16 protein-coding genes, 1 tRNA gene and 1 riboswitch are annotated in these 17,723 nt (G+C 70.4%); of the genes, 10 read left to right on the top strand and 7 right to left on the bottom strand.

Features of this window, described 5'->3' with window-relative positions:
- Positions 1–114 precede the first annotated feature (114 nt).
- The 3 genes from E1288_RS22180 to E1288_RS22170 form a co-directional block, all read right to left on the bottom strand.
- A tRNA-Val gene (locus E1288_RS22180) sits at positions 115–189 on the bottom strand.
- Between the two features lie 96 nt (positions 190–285).
- Positions 286–750 (bottom strand): peroxiredoxin, encoded by a 465-nt coding sequence (locus E1288_RS22175; protein ID WP_093273006.1) that lies wholly within the window; start codon positions 748–750, stop codon positions 286–288.
- Between the two features lie 127 nt (positions 751–877).
- Complete coding sequence (locus tag E1288_RS22170; RefSeq protein ID WP_132488180.1) at positions 878–1,312, bottom strand: DUF3052 domain-containing protein; 435 nt, start codon at positions 1,310–1,312, stop codon at positions 878–880.
- A 310-nt stretch (positions 1,313–1,622) separates the two neighbouring features.
- Here E1288_RS22170 and aceE point away from each other — a divergent pair, with 310 nt between their 5' ends.
- Positions 1,623–4,361, top strand: coding sequence for a pyruvate dehydrogenase (acetyl-transferring), homodimeric type (gene aceE / locus E1288_RS22165; protein WP_132488178.1), 2,739 nt, complete (start codon positions 1,623–1,625; stop codon positions 4,359–4,361).
- Positions 4,362–4,424: 63 nt separating this feature from the next.
- On the opposite strand, the gene E1288_RS22160 is transcribed toward aceE, so the two are convergent.
- Both E1288_RS22160 and E1288_RS22155 read right to left on the bottom strand, forming a co-directional pair.
- A complete protein-coding gene (locus tag E1288_RS22160; protein WP_132488035.1) occupies positions 4,425–5,990 on the bottom strand; it encodes an alkaline phosphatase D family protein in 1,566 nt (521 codons plus the stop codon).
- 148 nt (positions 5,991–6,138) lie between these two features.
- Positions 6,139–6,786, bottom strand: coding sequence for a nicotinamide mononucleotide transporter family protein (locus E1288_RS22155; RefSeq protein WP_132488033.1), 648 nt, complete (start codon positions 6,784–6,786; stop codon positions 6,139–6,141).
- Between the two features lie 98 nt (positions 6,787–6,884).
- A riboswitch (FMN riboswitch) is annotated at positions 6,885–7,020 on the bottom strand.
- A 171-nt stretch (positions 7,021–7,191) separates the two neighbouring features.
- Between E1288_RS22155 and E1288_RS22150 the strand changes: the two genes are divergently transcribed.
- The 4 genes from E1288_RS22150 (at position 7,192) to E1288_RS22135 (ending at position 10,456) form a co-directional block, all read left to right on the top strand.
- Positions 7,192–8,373, top strand: coding sequence for an MFS transporter (locus tag E1288_RS22150; RefSeq protein ID WP_132488031.1), 1,182 nt, complete (start codon positions 7,192–7,194; stop codon positions 8,371–8,373).
- 102 nt (positions 8,374–8,475) lie between these two features.
- On the top strand, positions 8,476–8,709 hold the full coding sequence (locus tag E1288_RS22145; protein ID WP_132488029.1) for a DUF3263 domain-containing protein: 234 nt from the start codon (positions 8,476–8,478) through the stop codon (positions 8,707–8,709).
- 185 nt (positions 8,710–8,894) lie between these two features.
- Positions 8,895–9,749 carry an SDR family oxidoreductase gene (locus E1288_RS22140; protein WP_235883724.1) on the top strand — a complete coding sequence of 285 codons (855 nt, stop codon included), beginning with the start codon at positions 8,895–8,897 and terminating at the stop codon, positions 9,747–9,749.
- 26 nt (positions 9,750–9,775) lie between these two features.
- Positions 9,776–10,456, top strand: a complete 681-nt coding sequence (locus tag E1288_RS22135) for an antibiotic biosynthesis monooxygenase (protein WP_132488027.1) — start codon at positions 9,776–9,778, stop codon at positions 10,454–10,456.
- Between the two features lie 3 nt (positions 10,457–10,459).
- On the opposite strand, the gene E1288_RS22130 is transcribed toward E1288_RS22135, so the two are convergent.
- Together E1288_RS22130 and E1288_RS22125 are read right to left on the bottom strand one after the other, a co-directional pair.
- Positions 10,460–11,350 (bottom strand): peptidoglycan recognition protein family protein, encoded by an 891-nt coding sequence (locus E1288_RS22130; protein ID WP_132488025.1) that lies wholly within the window; start codon positions 11,348–11,350, stop codon positions 10,460–10,462.
- A gap of 136 nt (positions 11,351–11,486) precedes the next feature.
- Positions 11,487–12,254 carry a mechanosensitive ion channel family protein gene (locus tag E1288_RS22125; RefSeq protein ID WP_132488024.1) on the bottom strand — a complete coding sequence of 256 codons (768 nt, stop codon included), beginning with the start codon at positions 12,252–12,254 and terminating at the stop codon, positions 11,487–11,489.
- Positions 12,255–12,550: 296 nt separating this feature from the next.
- On the opposite strand from E1288_RS22125, the gene E1288_RS22120 reads away from it, so the two are divergent.
- From E1288_RS22120 to E1288_RS22100, 5 genes are all read left to right on the top strand, one after another.
- On the top strand, positions 12,551–13,765 hold the full coding sequence (locus E1288_RS22120) for a PucR family transcriptional regulator (RefSeq protein WP_207954490.1): 1,215 nt from the start codon (positions 12,551–12,553) through the stop codon (positions 13,763–13,765).
- Positions 13,766–13,960: 195 nt separating this feature from the next.
- Positions 13,961–14,881, top strand: a complete 921-nt coding sequence (locus tag E1288_RS22115) for an ACP S-malonyltransferase (RefSeq protein ID WP_132488022.1) — start codon at positions 13,961–13,963, stop codon at positions 14,879–14,881.
- On the top strand, positions 14,878–15,858 hold the full coding sequence (locus E1288_RS22110) for a beta-ketoacyl-ACP synthase III (RefSeq protein ID WP_132488020.1): 981 nt from the start codon (positions 14,878–14,880) through the stop codon (positions 15,856–15,858). Before E1288_RS22115 ends, E1288_RS22110 begins: the two co-directional genes overlap by 4 nt.
- Before the next feature lie 68 nt (positions 15,859–15,926).
- Complete coding sequence (locus E1288_RS22105; protein ID WP_093273031.1) at positions 15,927–16,166, top strand: acyl carrier protein; 240 nt, start codon at positions 15,927–15,929, stop codon at positions 16,164–16,166.
- Complete coding sequence (locus E1288_RS22100) at positions 16,163–17,407, top strand: beta-ketoacyl-[acyl-carrier-protein] synthase family protein (protein WP_132488018.1); 1,245 nt, start codon at positions 16,163–16,165, stop codon at positions 17,405–17,407. Before E1288_RS22105 ends, E1288_RS22100 begins: the two co-directional genes overlap by 4 nt.
- Positions 17,408–17,723: the final 316 nt, after the last annotated feature.

Below are 17,723 nucleotides of genomic sequence, written 5' to 3'. Positions count from 1 at the left end.
GGGTCCTACCGACTGCGCAGGCGACCACAATGGACGAACGGATCAAGATCATCCAGATGGCGTGCAAAAGCCCGTTGACCTGGTATTTCACCTCGGATCAACGGGCTGCGATGATGGTGGGCGCAGTAGGGTTCGAACCTACGACCCCTTGCTTGTAAGGCAAGTGCTCTTCCGCTGAGCTATGCGCCCTGTTGGTGGCCGTCCGGGGTTCATCCGATCGGATCACTTCGGACACCCTACCGGTGTTTCGCGCCACGCTCGGCACCCGGTCGGCCACCGCTTCGCTCAGGCCTTGAGCTCGGCGAGCGCCTTCTTCCAGACATCCTGATCGCGGGCCTCACCCGGCTGGTTCACCTCGGCGAAGCGGACCTTGCCCTCGGTGTCGATCAGGAACGTGCCACGGTTGGCCATGCCGGCCGCCTCGTTGAACACGCCGTAAGCCTTGGCGATCTCGCCGTGCGGCCAGAAGTCAGACAGCAGCGGGAAGGTGTAACCCTCCTTCTCCGCCCAAGCCTTGAGCGCGAACGGCGAGTCGACGGACACGCCGAGGACCTGGACGTCGTCGTTCTGGAATTCGCCGAGGTCGTCCCGGACCTGGCACAGCTCGCCCTGGCAGATGCCGCTGAACGCGAACGGGTAGAAGACCAGCAGCACGTTCTTCTTGCCGCGGAAGTCGGCCAGCGAGACCTTCTCCTTGTTGAAGTCCGGCAACGTGAAGTCCGGCGCCTGCGCGCCGACCTCGACCGTCATGAGGAATCCTCCTGATCGACGTGACCTTGTCATCGCCGAACCTACACCGAGCCGACCGCCGTGGGCACCGATGGCGAGCACCGGTGCCCACGGGGTGGACATGCGCACAGCGACTAACGACGGTCGATCAGCGCCGGGCCTTCGCCTTGCGGTAGGCCAGCCTGGTACCCATCCAGCCCTCGCCGAGGCTCACCTTCCCCGTTTGGGCGAGGTTCGCCGTCGATGCCGCCTCTGAGATGTCGGCCGGCTCGACGTAGCCCTCCCGGCCGGTCTTCGGGGTCAGCACCCAGATGACCCCTTCATCTGACAGTGGCGTCATGGCATCGAGAAGCGTGTCCGTCAGGTCGCCATCCTCTTCGCGCCACCACAGCAGCACGACATCGACCACTTCGTCGGCATCTTCATCGAGGAGTTCGCTCCCGCAGCGCTCCTCGATCGCGGCTCGGACATCGTCATCGACGTCTTCGTCCCAGCCGAGTTCCTGGACAACCATCTCCGGCTCGATGTCGAGCCTCTCGGCGACGTCGGCTTCGCCTTTACCGGCGTCTCCCGCGGCGACCACGGTTTGCTCACTCCTCCAATGCACCGGTGCGACGACCCTTGGACGCCGCACACCTTCCAGATCTGGCGGATAGCGAACACTGCCGACCGCCATCCGCGCAACTGCTGACGGCACGACACGCCGTAGCAACGCGTTGGGATTCGACTCTAGACCGGCCGGCTCGACATCAACAGCCTGGTTCTCCTCCGGTGTGCGCATCGGTGGCCGAGATGGTGGACCATGAGGGTGTCGGACATCACTGTCCGACACCCTGCCACGTCCACGACGTAGTCGAGGAGTTCCCTTGTCCCCGCTCAACAACGACGTCCCCATGCCCGCGCAGCGGGTTCGGGTCATCCGGGACGGTCTCGCCTCCCACCTGCCGGACATCGATCCGCAGGAGACCGAGGAGTGGTTGCAGTCCTTCGACTCGGTGCTGTCGGCCAACGGGCAGCAGCGCGCCCGCTACCTCATGCTGCGGCTGCTCCAGCGCGCCCGCGAATCCGGCGTCGGCGTCCCCTCGCTGACCAGCACGGACTACGTCAACACCATCCCCACCGAGCAGGAGCCGTGGTTCCCCGGCGACGAGGAGACCGAACGCCGCTACCGGGCCTGGATGCGGTGGAACGCCGCGATGATGGTGCACCGAGCGCAGCGGCCGGGCGTCGGCGTCGGCGGCCACATCTCGTCCTTCGCGTCCTCCGCCAGCCTCTACGAGGTCGGCTTCAACTGGTTCTTCCGCGGCAAGGACCACCCGGGTGGTGGTGATCACCTCTACATCCAGGGCCACGCCTCCCCCGGCATCTACGCCCGTGCCTTCCTGGAGGGCCGGCTGTCCGCCGACCGGCTCGACGGGTTCCGCCAGGAGTACTCGCACGCCGGTCCGGGCGGCGGCCTGCCGTCCTACCCGCACCCGCGGCTGATGCCGGACTTCTGGGAGTTCCCCACGGTCTCCATGGGCCTGGGGCCGATGAATGCGATCTACCAGGCGCGCTTCGACCGCTACCTGCACGACCGCGGCATCAAGGACACCAGCCAGCAGCGCGTGTGGGCGTTCCTCGGCGACGGCGAGATGAACGAGCCCGAGTCGCGCGGGTTGCTGCAGGTCGCGGCCAACGACGGGCTGGACAACCTCACCTTCGTGATCAACTGCAACCTGCAGCAGCTCGACGGGCCGGTGCGCGGCAACGGCAAGATCATCCAGGAGCTGGAGGCGTTCTTCCGCGGCGCCGGCTGGAACGTGATCAAGGTGGTCTGGGGCCGCGAGTGGGACGCGCTGCTGCACTCCGACCGCGACGGCGCCCTGGTGAACCTGATGAACACCACCCCGGACGGCGACTACCAGACCTACAAGGCCAACGACGGGGCGTTCGTCCGGGAGCACTTCTTCGGCCGCGACCCGCGCACCAAGGAGATGGTCAAGCACCTCACCGACGACGAGATCTGGGGCCTGCGCCGCGGCGGCCACGACTACCGCAAGGTCTACGCGGCCTACAAGGCGGCCACCGAGCACCACGGTCAGCCGACCGTGATCCTCGCGAAGACGATCAAGGGCTACGGCCTCGGCCCGCACTTCGAGGGCCGCAACGCCACCCACCAGATGAAGAAGCTGACGCTGGACGACCTGAAGCTGTTCCGGGACAGCCTGCGGATCCCGATCAGCGACGAGGACCTCGACCCGTACCTGCCGCCGTACTACCACCCCGGACAGGACGCGCCGGAGATCCAGTACCTGCAGGACCGGCGCCGGCAGCTGGGCGGATACCTCCCGGAGCGGCGGGCGAAGGCCAAGCCGCTGGTGCTGCCCGGCGACAAGGTCTACGAGGTGGTCCGGCGCGGCTCCGGCAAGCAGGAGGTCGCCACCACGATGGCGTTCGTCCGGCTGCTCAAGGACCTCGCCAAGGACCGCGAGATCGGGCCGCGGATCGTGCCGATCATCCCGGACGAGGCCCGCACGTTCGGCATGGACTCGATGTTCCCGTCGCAGAAGATCTACAACCCGCTGGGCCAGCTCTACACGCCGGTGGACTACCAGCTGATGCTCGCCTACCGGGAGAGTGAGAAGGGCCAGATCCTGCACGAGGGCATCAACGAGGCCGGTTCGACCTCGTCGTTCACCGCCGCGGGCACCAGCTACGCCACGCACGGCGAGCCGATGATCCCGGTCTACATTTTCTACTCGATGTTCGGCTTCCAGCGCACCGGCGACAGCTTCTGGGCGGCGGCCGACCAGATGGCGCGCGGGTTCGTGCTCGGCGCGACCGCCGGGCGGACCACGCTGACCGGTGAGGGCCTGCAGCACGCCGACGGGCACTCGCAGCTGATCGCGGCGACGAACCCCGCGGTGGTCGCCTACGACCCGGCGTGGTCGTTCGAGGTGGCGCACATCGTCAAGGACGGCCTGCGGCGGATGTTCGGCGAGAACGCCGAGGACGTCTTCTACTACCTGACCGTCTACAACGAGCCGTACCGGCAGCCGGCCGAGCCGGCGGACCTGGACGTCGACGGGCTGCTGCGCGGCCTGTACCGGTACCAGGCCGCCCCGGGTGGTTCGGGCCCGCGGGCGCAGATCCTCTCGTCGGGCGTGATCATGCCGCTGGCGCTGAAGGCCCAGCAGATGCTGGCCGAGGAGTGGGGCGTGCAGGCCGACGTCTGGTCGGCGACGTCCTGGTCGCAGCTGCGGCGCGAGGCCGAGGCCGCCGACCGGCACAACCTGCTGCACCCGGAGGCGGAGCCGCAGGTGCCGCACGTCACCCGGACGCTGGCGGACGCCGCCGGCCCGGTGGTCGCGGTCAGCGACTGGATGCGCGCGGTGCCGGACCTGATCCGGCCGTGGGTGCCCGGCGACATGGTCAGCCTCGGCGCCGACGGGTTCGGGTTCTCCGACACCAGGCCGGCCGCACGGCGGGTGTTCCTGGTGGACGCGGAGTCCACAGTGGTCGCGACGCTGGCCGCGCTGGCCCGCACCGGCCAGGTGGACAAGTCCAAGGTGGTCGAGGCGACCCGGCGCTACCGGCTGGAGGACGTCCAGGCCGCGGGGCCGCAGACGTCGGATCCCGGCGTCGCCTGATCGGGGAACGACCGCGGGGCGCTCGCCGGGTGGCGGGCGCCCCGCGGTGTGCCGGGCTCGGGATCAGACCGCGTGCAGGCCCGGGTCGCGGTCCTGGGTGACGAAGCTGGCCGCCGTCGCCGCCGGGGCGCCGGCGCTGGAGACGTACGGCAGCACCCGGTAGTCGGCGCGGACCAGGTTCGGCGTGATCCGGGTTCGCACGTAGCCGCGGCGGGCGCTGTAGAAGTGCACGTGCTCGTTGGCGGCCTTGATCTTGTCGCCGCCCGCGTTCGTCTCCGAGCCGTCCCGGCCGGAGGTGACCGACGTGGTCGTGAGCTCCACGGCGACGTTGCGCGAGTCCGGGTCGTCGAAGTCGGCCTTGATGTCGGCGGCCCAGTGCGAGTGCACGTCACCGGTCAGCACCACGACGTTGCGGGCGGCGTCGAAACCGGCCTTGACCCGCTGGCGCGACGCCTGGTAGCCGTCCCAGGCGTCCATCGGCAGCACCTTCGCCGGGCCCGGATCGTGGTCCATCTGGGCGAACCAGACCTGCTGGCCGAGCACGTCCCACCGAGCGCGGGAGTCGCGCAGCCCGTCCAGCAGCCACACCTCCTGGTCGATCCCGGTGATGGTGCGCTGGGGGACGTGCAGGTCCGGGCCGTCCGGCTTGTTGCCGTCGCCGTACGCCTGGTCGTCGCGGTACTGGCGGGTGTCGAGCATGTGGAAGTTCGCCAGCGAACCCCACGCGCGCCGCCGGTAGAGCCGCATGTTGATGCCACCCGGCATCGACTCCCGCCGCAGCGGCATGTTCTCGTAGTACGCCTGCAGGGCGTCGCGGCGCCGCTGGAGGAACGCCTGCCCCTGCGTCTCGGACTTCGCCTCCGGGATCTCGTCGGCCCAGTTGTTCTCCACCTCGTGGTCGTCGAAGACGACCAGCCAGGGGGCGACCGAGTGCGCGAGCTGGAGGTCCGGGTCGGTCTTGTACTGGGCGTGCCGCTGCCGGTAGTTGGCGAGCGTGACCGTCTCGGGGCCGTGCACCTCGCGCACGTCCTTGCTCGCGTTGGCGGCGTACTCGTACTGGTAGTCGCCCAGGTGCAGGATCAGGCCCGGCTCGTCCTCGGCCATCCGCCGGTAGGCGGTGAAGTAGCCCTCGCCGTAGTGCGCGCAGGAGGCGAAGCACATGGTCAGCTCGCCGAGCGCGCCCGGCGCCGGGGCGGTGCGGGTGCGGCCGACCGGCGAGATCTCGCCCCGGGCGCGGAACCGGTAGAAGTACTCCGTCCCCGGGCGCAGGCCGTTGGCCTCGACGTGCACGCTGTGCGCCGACCGCGGTGCCGCGTCGACGTGCCCGCGCTGCACGACGTGCCTGAACCGCTCGTCGGTGGCGACCTCCCAGTCGACCTTGATCTCCTGGTTCGGCATGCCGCCGAGACCGTCCTCGGCGAGCGGGTCACGGGCCAGCCGCGTCCACAGCACCACGCCGTGCGGCAGCGGTTCGCCGGAGGCGACGCCGAGGGTGAACAGCCGGCCGGGCCTGGCCGGCCTGCCGACACCGCGGAGCTCCGCCGCCGAGGCTGGGAGGGCGGGCGCTGCGGCGGCGAGCACGGCCCCGCCCACCAGGACCGAACGACGGGACAACGGACTTCCGGGCACCTGAACTCCTCACAACGGGCGTTGATCGCCAGCGATCTTCGCCCGGGGAGTCGAACGGCCGGGCGCACCCGCATGGCCGGCGGATGAACACACCACGCCGGTCCTGCACGGCTGGTCCGCGGCGGCGCAGTTTCAATTGAAACTGCGGTCAGCCCCCGACTGCGGCGCTCTCGCGGGTGCGCTGGACGCGTGCCGTGCGGTTCCAGCTCCACCAGCCGTGGACCACCAGCGCCGCGAAGACGACGTAGATCGCCGCGCTGAAGTACAGGCCGGAGGCGATCTGCAGCGGCACGCCGACCGCGTCGACGGCCAGCCAGACCAGCCAGAACTCGACGAGGCCGCGGCCCTGCGCCCAGAACGCAACCAGGGTGCCGATGAAGATCCAGGCGTCCGGCCACGGGGCCCACGAGGCGTCCAGCGCGGACAGCAGCAGCGCGAACGCGGCGGTGCCCAGCGCCAGCGCGGAGATCAGCACGAGCCGCTCGACGACGCTGGCCTTGCGCACCACGACGCCGTAAACCGGGTCGCTGCGCCGGTTCCAGGCCCACCAGCCGTAGACCGAGATCAGCAGGATGATCACCTGCCGAATGGCCAGCCCGCCCAGGTGGGCGGAGGCGTAGACGGCGAACAGCAGCACCGTCGCGGACACCTGCACCGGCCAGGTCGCGAGGGTTCTGCGTTGCGCGAGGAAGACGACGGCGAGCGCGCACAGCTGCCCGACCAGTTCCGCCCAGGAGATCTTCTGGCCCAGCACGGTGAACCCGTTGTCGAGCACCCATTCCGCGATTGCCTGCACGCCCGCTCCTCCCGCCGGATGCGAACGCACCGGGGTACACGCGGGAAGCCGACGTCGACGACCGCCGGCCGGACACGCCGACGGCCGATCGCGGCCGCCCGTGCGCTGCCTCTCATCCGGACTTTCACCGTCGGTCCCGGAATTCCACCGGATCGGCCGACACCTCCGCGTGGAGGCGCCGGTTCGCGGACTTTCACCGCCGGTTCGGATTTTCACCGACCCCGGAGCGCACGACTTCGTTTCGATCTGCTCAACATCGTGCGCCCGGAGATCTGTTCCGCACCCGATACGTGGGCTGGATCACAGGATCGGTCTGCCCGGAAAACCGGTTGCGCCCGGTCGGCGCACCGATGATCGTTGCCTCGTGACAGCACTTCCCGGACGCCTGGAAGCAGCCCCGCCGGCATGAGTCGGCCGCTCGTCCTGCTGCTGGCGCTGACCTGCGGCGTGGCCGTGGGCAACATCTACTTCCCGCAGGCGATCAGCCCGCTGATCGCCGCCGGCCTGCAGGTGCCGCCGGAATCGGCCGCGCTGGCGGTGACGGCGGCGCAGTTGGGCTACGCGGCCGGGATCTTCCTGCTGGTGCCGCTCGGCGACCGGGTCCCGCACCGCCCGTTGATCGTCGCTCTGCTCGGGCTCACCGGGATCGGCCTGCTCGTCGCATGCACCGCGACAGCGCTGCCGGCTCTGGTCGGCACGAGCGTCCTCGTGGGCGTGACGACCGTGATCGCGCCCATCATCGCTCCCATGGCGGCCGGGCTGGTGGCCGACGACCGGCGCGGATCGGTCACCGGCGTGCTGCTGAGCGGCTCGATCGGCGGGATGCTGCTGGCCCGAGCGTTCGGCGGAACCATCGGGGAATGGCTGGGCTGGCGGGCGCCCTACGCGGTGGCCGGAGCGCTCGCGCTGCTCGCCGCGACCGCCTTGGCCTTCTCGCTGCCGACGACGGTCCCGGCATCCCGGCAGCGGTATCCGGCGCTGCTGGCCGAGTCGCTGCGGCTGCTGCGCGCCGAGCCCGAGCTGCGCCGCTCCTGCTTCTACCAGGCGACGATCTTCGCCGGTTTCACCGCCGTCTGGACCGGCGTCGCGCTGCTGCTGACCGGCCCGGTGTACGGCCTGGGCACGTCGGCGGTCGGGGCGCTCGCCCTGGTCGGCGCGGCGACCATGATCTGCACGCCGCTCGCCGGGCGGCAGGCGGACCGCCGGGGGCCCGATCCGGTCAACCTCGTCTGCATCCTCGGCGTGATCGCGGCCGCCGCCGTCCTCGCGGTCGGCAGTCTCGGCGGGGCGCTCGGCCTGGCGGCACTGGTGGTCGGCACGCTGCTCCTCGACGTCGCGATGCAGTCCGGCATGGTCGCCAACCAGGTGCGGATCTTTGCGCTGCGCCCCGAGGTGCGCGGCAGGCTCAACGCGGCCTACATGACGTGCGCGTTCCTCGGCGGCAGCTTCGGTTCCTGGCTCGGGGTGCGCACCTACTCCCGATTCGGGTGGCCGGGCGTCTCGGTGCTCTTGGCGCTGCTGGCAGGGCTTGCGCTGACCCGCCACCTGTCCCACCGGCGACGCGCCGTCGCCGCTCGTTTGCCCTGAGTGACAAGGAAATTCCCGCGCGACGAACCGGGATGGCCGATCGAACACGCGTGCCCCGGCCGGTAGACTCGATCGGCAGCAACTCGAAGGGGGCACGCCGGGATGAACGACACCGATCGCGCCATCCTCGACTTCGAGCTGGAGCACTGGCACTACCAGGGCAACAAGGAACGGGTCATCCAGGAGCGCTTCGGCTTCTCCCCGAACCGCTACTACCAGCGGCTGAACCGCCTGCTGGACGAGCCCGAGGCGCTCCAGCAGCAGCCGGCCCTCGTCAAGCGCCTCCAGAGCCGCCGCGACCAGCGGGCCCACCGCCGCATCGTTCGCGACGCCTGACCGAACACCTTCGGACGATCTCCCGGCCCTCCGCCTCGGCCCGAACGCCGACGGGGTGGATTTCCGCTTCCGCCTGAAATCGGGGCTTCTCAAGCCCAGCCTCATCCATCTCCCGTGATCACGCTCACGCTATCGAAGTACAATGAACGTTGCACTTATTGCCATGCTCGTTGTACTTTTCATCCGTGATCAACGAGAAGATCCTGGTGATCGGCGCCTCCGGCAAGGTCGGACGGCAGGCCGTCACCCTCCTGCAGAACGCCGGCGCCGAAGTCCGCGCGACGGTCCGGAATCCCGCGGCCGCCAAGCTCCCCGATGCGACGGAGGTGGTGCGCGGCGATCTGACCGACCTGCCCTCGCTGCACTCCGCCCTGGAGGGAATCGACTCCGCGTTCCTGATCTGGCCGATGGCCTCCGTCCCGGCAGATCCGGCCGTCGTCGAAGCGATCGAGGAGCACGCCCGTCGGATCGTCTTCCTGTCCTCGGCGGCGGTGCGCGACGACGTGGCGGAGCAGGTCGGCCCCATCGCCGGTTTCCACCACGCCGTCGAGCACCAGATCGAGCGCTCCGGTCTCGAATGGACATTCCTCCGCCCATACGCGTTCGCGTCCAACACGCTGGCCTGGACGCCGGAGATCCGCCGCGGCGACGTCGTGCGCGGGGCCTTCGGGGCGGCGTCCATGACACTGATCCACGAGCACGACATCGCCTCGGTCGCGGCACACGTGCTCACCAACGGCGGATTCAGCCGGACCAAGCACACGCTCACCGGGCCCGAGCTGATCACGCAGGCGGAACAGGTGCGCACCATCGGCGAAGTGCTCTGCCGACCGCTGCGCTGGGAAGAGATCACCCCGGAGGAAGCGCTGCCCAAGATGTTCCCCGGCATGCCCACCTCGGTCGCCGAGTCCGCCCTCGACGGCTACGCCGAGATGGTCCGGCGGCCCGGCCCGATCTCCTCCGCGGTACCCGACATCACCGGGTTACCGGCACGAACCTTCCGGCAGTGGGTCGCCGACCACGCCGAGGACTTCCGCTGAACCCCGACCACTTCCAGGAGGACGGAATGACCAGCACCGCTTCCCTGCCCGACATCGTCCGCGCGGACGCGGGCCTGGTGCTCATGAGCGAGTGGACCGTGGGAACACCGGAGCGCCAGCAGGCCGCCACCGCGACCGCCATGTCCGCGTGGGACCACCTGGCCTGGCCGGATGGGCTGCTTTCCTACAGCTGCTTGACGAGCACCGACGGCGACACCCTGCTCCACTATTCACAGTGGACGGACGCTGCGGCGCACGCCGGGTTCAAGCGGAGCGATCCGCCGGAGCGGGTCCAGCAGATCTTCGCGGAAGTGCCCGGGATCGAGCGCCACGGCGTGGTCGAGTACCAGCGCTACCGCAGCCTCGTGCTGGGCGACGAGCGGCCCGGCTGCGTGGTCGCCGTCTCCTTCGAGACCGACGGCCACGAAACCGCGCGCCACTTCGTCGACACCCTGCTGGACGAGCAGCCGGGCTTGGCGCAGCGCACCGACGTCGAACCGCCGGCCGGAATGCTCGCCAACCACTTCCACATCAGCACCGACGGCACTCGGGTCGTCAACTACGCCGAGTTCGCCGACGAGGACGCGCACCGCCGGATCGTCGCGAGCGACCTGCGCGACGGCGACGACGTTCCGCAGCTCATCTCCACGACACCCGGGCTGCGCCTGCTCGGGTTCAAGCGGTTCCACCGGTGGCGGACCCGCTGATCGCTACGCCTGCGGGCGCTGGGCGTACTGCTCCGGGGTGAGTTGGCGGTCCTGCTGGATCCGCACCAGTTCCGCCAGCAGCGGGGCGGCCTGATCCGGCGGGAGCGCCTGGAACGCCGTCTTGATCGCTTCCGCGTCGGCCCCCTTCCCCTGCGCCGGAGCCGCCGGGGCCTGCTGCTTCGCCACCACCTCGTTGACGAGGTCGACGAGCATCGCGACGATCGTGCGCGGACCGATCTCGGTCTGCCAGCCCTGGATCTCGCCCTTCGGCCCGCGGGGGCCGAGCAGCTCGTGTTCCAGGCGGCGCAGAATCGCGTCCTGCTCCGGGTTCATCACGTCCTCCTGATCCCTCTTGCCGAGTTCGGCGCGGAACTGGTCCATGTCGACGTGACCTGGGTCGATCTTGCCGGTGACGCTGGTCTCCTTGTGGCCGCGCGCGGCGTCCATCGGGCGCCCGAGGTGGTTGAGCACCGCGGTGGTCGCCTTGAGCGCCGCCCGGTACTGCTCCGGGCTGGGCCCTTGGTCCACGCCCTGGTAGTCCCATTCGAACCCGACGTAGAGGGTGTTGCCGTCGCCCTCGGGGTTCGGCCCGGAGGCCTTCGCCTTGCCGGCGTGGTTGGCCCGACCGGCGGCGATCATGTGCACGACCCCGTCGAAGCCGATCACCGCGTGGCACAGCGGCCCCGCCAGGTCGGGGCGTCCGTCGATGCACAGCTGCACGCTCGGCGCGGGGTTCTCGTAGGACGCGGGCGTCGCGGTGTGGTGTTCCAGCACGCCGACCGGAGCGGGCTGCGGTCCCGAGGTGGCGGTCCGGTCCCGCCAGCCGTCGGTCTCGACCACCGTCAGCCCGGCCGCGCGCAACACGTCCGCGAGCCAGACGAGAGGCAGAGCCACTACTGATCACCTCCCGGCTTGATCCGTTCTCCCATGGTGTCGCGACCGCGCGCGGGCGACCACGGCCAAGTGCGTGAAAAAGGCCGGGACCCACCCACCGGGTGAGTCCCGACCTTCGGCTAGGCGCGGCGCGCGGTCACGCGTGGCCGCTCACGCCCGCGTCGCCGGTCCCCGGCTTCGCGCCGTTCTTGCCGTTCTCCGCAGGGCCGCCGGTGGAACCGGAAGAGCCGGTGGAACCGGGCGAGCCGGAGAACTGGGCCTCGGCGCTGTCCAGCCACCGGCCCCAGCGCTGCTGCATCGGCTTGATCAGGCCGCCGCCGACGCCGACGATGATCACGCCGGCCAGCGCGGCCAGCGCCGCGATCAGCACCGGGGTGGTCACGGTGAGGGCGATGCCGAGCTGGTTGAGCGCGGCGATCACGCCGAGGGCGACGATGAACCCGAAGGTGACCTTGGCCAGCACCGGCCCGATCGGGCGGCTGCCCAGCGCGCCGCGGATCAGGTCGCCGACGGCGCGGCCGATCGCCGCGGCCACCAGCACCAGCACGATCGCCACCACGATCCGCGGCAGGAACAGCACCACCGTGTCGATCAGGTCCTTGATCGCGTTGGGCCCGAAAACGCCCAGCGCCAGCTGCACGAAAATGAGCAGGATGAAGTAGTAGACCAGTTTCACCAGCAGGCCGGAGATGTCGATGTTCGATTTCGACGTCATTTCACCGAGCCCGGACTTCGCCAGCAGCCGGTTGAAACCGAGCCGGGCGAACACGATCTGGATCGCCTTGCCGATCGCCTTCGCGATCAGCCAGCCGACCAGCACGATGATGAGGAATACGACCAGCTTCGGGACGAAGGTCGCAATTGCGACCCACGCCTCTGCGAGTCCCTGCTGGAGAGCTCCCACTTGAATTCACCTCGATAGAACAAAACCCGATTCGCGTGTGCCGGAGATCGTTTCCTGCGACGGCTTTACCGGCAACCGCGACAGGCCCCTCGAAAGGGCGATTCATTTCCCTCGATCGGGTCGATGCCGCCGAAGGCGACCGCCCCCGACCGTGGGATCAACCGTCCGCGGCGGCCCGAGCCCCGGCGGTACCGCAACACCGCTCCCCGGGCCCGAGCCCCGCCGCGTTGTGAGCCGGCCCGCACCGCCTGGCCGCTGGTCGCCGGAGCTGATCGGCGACGTGCGATTCTGGAGGCATGAGTACCGAACGCGCAGGTGAGCGGGATACCGGTACGCAGCGTCAGCTTTCCGCCGCCACGCTCCGCCGCCTCGAACGGGGCACCGGCGGGCTGGCCAGCGCCAGCGTCAGCGCTATGGAACAGCGCCTGCCGTGGTTCCGGCGGTTGCCCGCCGACCAGCGGGCGAGCGTGCTCCTGGTGACCCAGACCGGCGCCACCAACTTCGTGGCGTGGCTGCAGGACCCGACCGAGGCGATCCGGCTGACCGCCGAGGCCTTCCGCGCCGCGCCCCGGGACCTGTCCCGGTGGGTCAGCCTGCGGCAGACCCTGGAGCTGGTCCGGGTCGCGATCGACGTGCTCGAACAGCAGCTGCCGGAGCTGGCCTCCGAGGAGCACGAGCGCATCCTGCTGACCGAGTCGATCCTGCGCTACACCCGCGAGATCTCCTTCGCGGCCGCCACCTCGTACGCCGCGGCGGCGGAGGCCCGCGGCGCGTGGGACGCACGGCTGGAAGCGCTGGTGGTCGACGGCATCGTGCGTGGCGACGCCGAGGAGTCGCTGCTCTCCCGCGCCGCCGCACTCGGCTGGGAGCCCTCATCCGAGGCGACCGTGCTGGTCGGCAACGCCCCGTCCGACGACCCGCCGACCATCGTCTACCAGGTGCGCAGCCGCGCGGCGCGGGTCGGCTGCCCGGTGCTGCTCGGGGTGCAGGGCACCCGGCTGGTGGTGGTCTTCGGCGGCCCTGACGACGCGCGCACCAACGAGGAGGCGGCCAAGCGGCTGTCCGAGGCGTTCGACGACGGGCCGGTCGTGGTCGGGCCGACCATGCCGAGCCTGGCCGAGGCGCACCGGTCGGCCGGCGATGCGATGTCCGCGCTGCGGGCCGTGGTGGCGTGGCCGACCGCGCCGCGCCCCGTGCCCTCCGGCGACCTGCTGCCGGAGCGGGCGCTGGCCGGTGATCCGGAGGCCGAGCGGCAGCTGGTCGAGCGGATCGTGCTGCCGCTGGTGGACGCCGGCGGCGCGCTGATGGAGACCGTCGACACCTACCTGGAGGTCGGCGGCGTGCTGGAGAACTGCGCTCGGCAGCTGTACGTGCACCCGAACACGGTCCGGTACCGGCTGCGCCGAGTGGCGGAACTCACCGGCCACACGCCGTCCAACGCCCGCGATGCCCACGTCCTGCGGGTCGGACTCGCCGTGGGCAGGCTGGCCAAGTCCCGCGGCCTCTGGTGACGCGGTGATCACGCGCCGCAACTGGGCTTTACCGGTATTCACCGATCGGTCACCAACCAGACACAGCCGACAACGATTCGCCCCCTGGCCGGGCTCCCCCACCTCCGCGCTTGTAGACACTCCACAACTTTGCGGTCCGGACTTCGTCTCTATCGACATCACGTCGACCGCCCCCGGACGTGTTCAGTTACAAGGGTGATCGCGCTTCTAGCCCCCGGACAGGGGTCGCAGACCCCAGGGATGTTGAACCCGTGGCTCGAACTGGACGGTGTCGCCGAACGCATCGCCGCCTGGTCCGAGTCGACCGGTCTCGACCTGCTCCGCCTCGGCACCACCGCCGAAGCGGACGAGATCAAGGACACCGCGGTCACCCAGCCGCTGGTGGTGGCGCTGTCGCTGATCGCAGCCGACGAGCTGCGCCGCCGGGTGACGGTCCCGGCGGGCACGCCGGTCGCCGGGCACTCCGTCGGTGAGCTGGCCGCCGCCGCCATCGCCGGCGCCCTGAGCTTCGACGACGCGGTCGCGCTCGCCGCCGTCCGCGGCCGGGAGATGGCCGCCGCGTGCGCGCTGGAGCCGACCAGCATGTCCGCCGTGCTCGGCGGGGATGCGGACGATGTGGTCGCCCACCTCGAGCGGCTCGGCCTGGACCCGGCCAACCGCAACGGCGCGGGCCAGATCGTCGCCGCCGGGCGGGTGCCCGCCCTCGAGGAGCTCGCGGCCCAACCGCCGGCCGGCGCCCGGGTGCGGCCGCTGCCGGTGGCCGGCGCCTTCCACACCCGCTTCATGGCGCCCGCGCGGGAAAGCCTGGCCCAGCACGCGGAGAAGGTGACCGCCACGGACGCCGCGCTGCCGCTGCTGTCCAACGCCGACGGCGAGGTCGTCACCGATGCCGCCGAGATCCTGAGCCGCCTCGTCTCGCAGGTGACCAGCCCGGTGCGCTGGGACAGCTGCATGGCGGCGCTGGCCGACCGCGGTGTCGAGGCCGTGGTGGAGTTCCCGCCCGCCGGAACCCTCAGCGGCCTGGTGCGCCGCGAACTCAAGGGCGTCAAGGCCGTCGCTCTGAAGACCCCTGCCGACCTGGACAAGGTCGCCGATCTGCTCGGGAGCGACGCGTGACGCGACCCCGTCTCAACCAGAACCCCATTCCGGCCGCCACCCGACTGCTCGGCTTCGGGAGCACGCAGGGCAACCGGATCGTCACCAACGACGACCTGGCCAAGATCGTCGACACCAACGACGAGTGGATCCGGCAGCGCGTCGGCATCATCCACCGCCGCCTCGGCGACGACGACCAGACCGTGGTCAGCATGGCCGTCGAGGCCGGTGCCAAGGCGATCGCGAACGCGGGCCTGGCACCGTCCGATGTGGACCAGGTGATCGTCGCCACGTGCACCATGCAGGGCGGGATCCCCAACGCCGCGGCCCAGGTCGCCGACCAGATCGGCATCAAGGCCAAGAGCGCCTACGACCTCAACGCCGCCTGCGCCGGGTTCGTCTACGCGCTGTCCACCGCCTCGGACGCGGTGCGCTCCGGATCGGCCCGCAACGTGCTGGTGATCGGCTCGGAGCGGTTCCAGGAATGGCTGGACTGGGAAGACCGCGCGAACTGCATCATCTTCGCCGATGGTGCCGGCGCCGCAGTGGTCGGACCGGCCGAGGAGCCGGAGCTCGGCCCGGGCGTGCTGGGCAGCGCCGGCGACCTGGTGGACACCATCTACCTGCGCGACGCCAAGTACATCTACCAGGAGGGCCAGTCGGTCTTCCGGTGGGCGACCACGCAGATCGCGCCGGTGGCGGCCCAGGCCGTCGAGGCGGCCGGACTCCAGCTGTCCGATGTGGACGTCCTGGTGCCGCACCAGGCGAACCTGCGGATCGTCGAGGCGATCGCCAAGAAGCTGAAGACGCAGGGTGCCCGTGACGACCTCGTGGTCGCGCGTGACATCGTCTACTCCGGCAACACGTCGTCGGCATCCATCCCGCTGGCCATCGACCACATGCGGGCGGCTGGGGAGATCCCCAGCGGTGCCGTGATGCTGCTCGTGGGCTTCGGAGCCGGGCTGTCGTACGCGGCCCAGGTCGCCATCTGCCCCTGAGCCCACCCCAAACTGCCGCAGGCCACCGGCTCGCGGCGCGGAACGCAAGAACCAGGAAGGAACTACCCGTGTCGAACGAGGAAATCACCACCGGTCTCGCCGCCATCGTCGAGGAGGTCGCCGGTGTCGACGCCGCCGACGTGACCGTCGACAAGTCCTTCGTCGACGACCTGGACATCGACTCGCTGTCCATGGTGGAGATCGCCGTGCAGGCGGAGGACAAGTTCGGGGTCAAGATCCCGGACGACGAGCTGGCCAACCTCAAGACCGTCGGTGATGCGGTGGACTACATCACGAAGAACGCATGACCACGGATGTCGTGATCACCGGGCTGGGCGCGACGACACCGCTGGGCGGTGACGTCGCGTCCACCTGGGACGGATTCGTCAACGGCGCCAGCGGCGTCCGCCGGCTGGAAGCCGAGTGGGTTGACCGGCTCGAGCTCCCGGCCAAGATCGGGGCCCCGCTGCTGGTCGACCCGAGCGAGGTGCTGCCCCGCGTCCAGCTGCGGCGCATGGACCGCTGCGAGGCGATCGCCGTGATCGCCGCCCGCGAGGCCTGGGCCGACGCCGGGTTCGAGCTGCCCACCGACGACGACGAGCCGGTCGACCCGGACCGGCTGGGCGTGTCGCTGGGCACCGGCATCGGCGGACCGGTCACGCTGCTCCAGCAGAACGAACTGCTGCAGCAGCAGGGGCTGCGCAAGGTTTCGCCGCTGACCGTGCCGATGCTGATGCCCAACGGCCCGGCCGCGATGGTCAGCCTGGACGTGCGGGCCCGCGCCGGGGTGCACTCCCCCGCATCGGCCTGCGCCTCGGGCGCCGAGGGCCTGGCCAAGGGCTTCGAGATGATCCAGCAGGGGCATGCCGACGTGGTGGTGGCCGGTGGCGCGGAGGCCTGCATCCACCCGATCACCATCGCCGGTTTCGCCCAGGCCCGGACCCTGAGCACCCGCAACGACGACCCGGAGCGGGCCTCCCGCCCGTTCGACGTCGACCGCGACGGGTTCGTGATGGGCGAGGGTGCCGGCGTGGTCGTCCTGGAGAGCGCGGAGCACGCCAAGGCGCGCGGCGCGCGGATCTACGGCCGGCTGGCGGGCGTGGGCATCACGTCCGACGCCTACCACATCACCGGCAGCCCGCCGGACGGCCGCGGCCAGGTCGCCGCGATGCGCAAGGCCCTGCAGACCGCGGGCCTGCAGCCGTCCGACATCGGGCACGTCAACGCGCACGCGACGTCCACCGTGGTCGGTGACGTCGGCGAGGCGAACTCGGTGCGCAAGGCGATCGGCGACGGTGCGGTGGTCACCGCACCGAAGGGCTCGCTGGGTCACCTGGTCGGCGGGGCCGGCGCGGTCGAGAGCATCCTGACGATCCTCTCGCTGCAGCGCGGCATCATCCCGGCGACCCGGAACCTGGAAACGATCGACCCGAAGATCGAGATCGACGTGGTCGCCGACAAGCCGCGGCACGTCGAGCAGACGGCAGCGATCAACAACGCCTTCGGCTTCGGTGGGCACAACGTCGCGCTCGCCTTCGCTAGGGCATGACCGTTCGCGCACGGGACGGGCTGGGCCTCCGCTCAGCCCGTCCTTTGGCGCTCTGCGGTACGACAACCGCACACGGTCGGCCGCCGTCAGCGGCGCCAATCACGCCCACGGCGGCCTTCCCAACACCGAACTTCCGGAGGAACCGATGACCGCAGTGGCCACCCGCCCGGAAACCGAGCAGGCGCAACAGGATCCGCGCGACCCCGACGTGCGGCTGGAGCAGCTGCTCGACCCGGAGTCGATCGAACCACTGCACCCCCGCGACAGCAGCGGGATGTACGCGGTGCGCGGTCGCATCGACGGCACGAGGGTGATC

This window comes from Saccharopolyspora elongata, assembly GCF_004348985.1.
Lineage (GTDB): Bacteria > Actinomycetota > Actinomycetes > Mycobacteriales > Pseudonocardiaceae > Saccharopolyspora > Saccharopolyspora elongata.
This window is presented reverse-complemented; position numbering and strand designations above follow the sequence as displayed.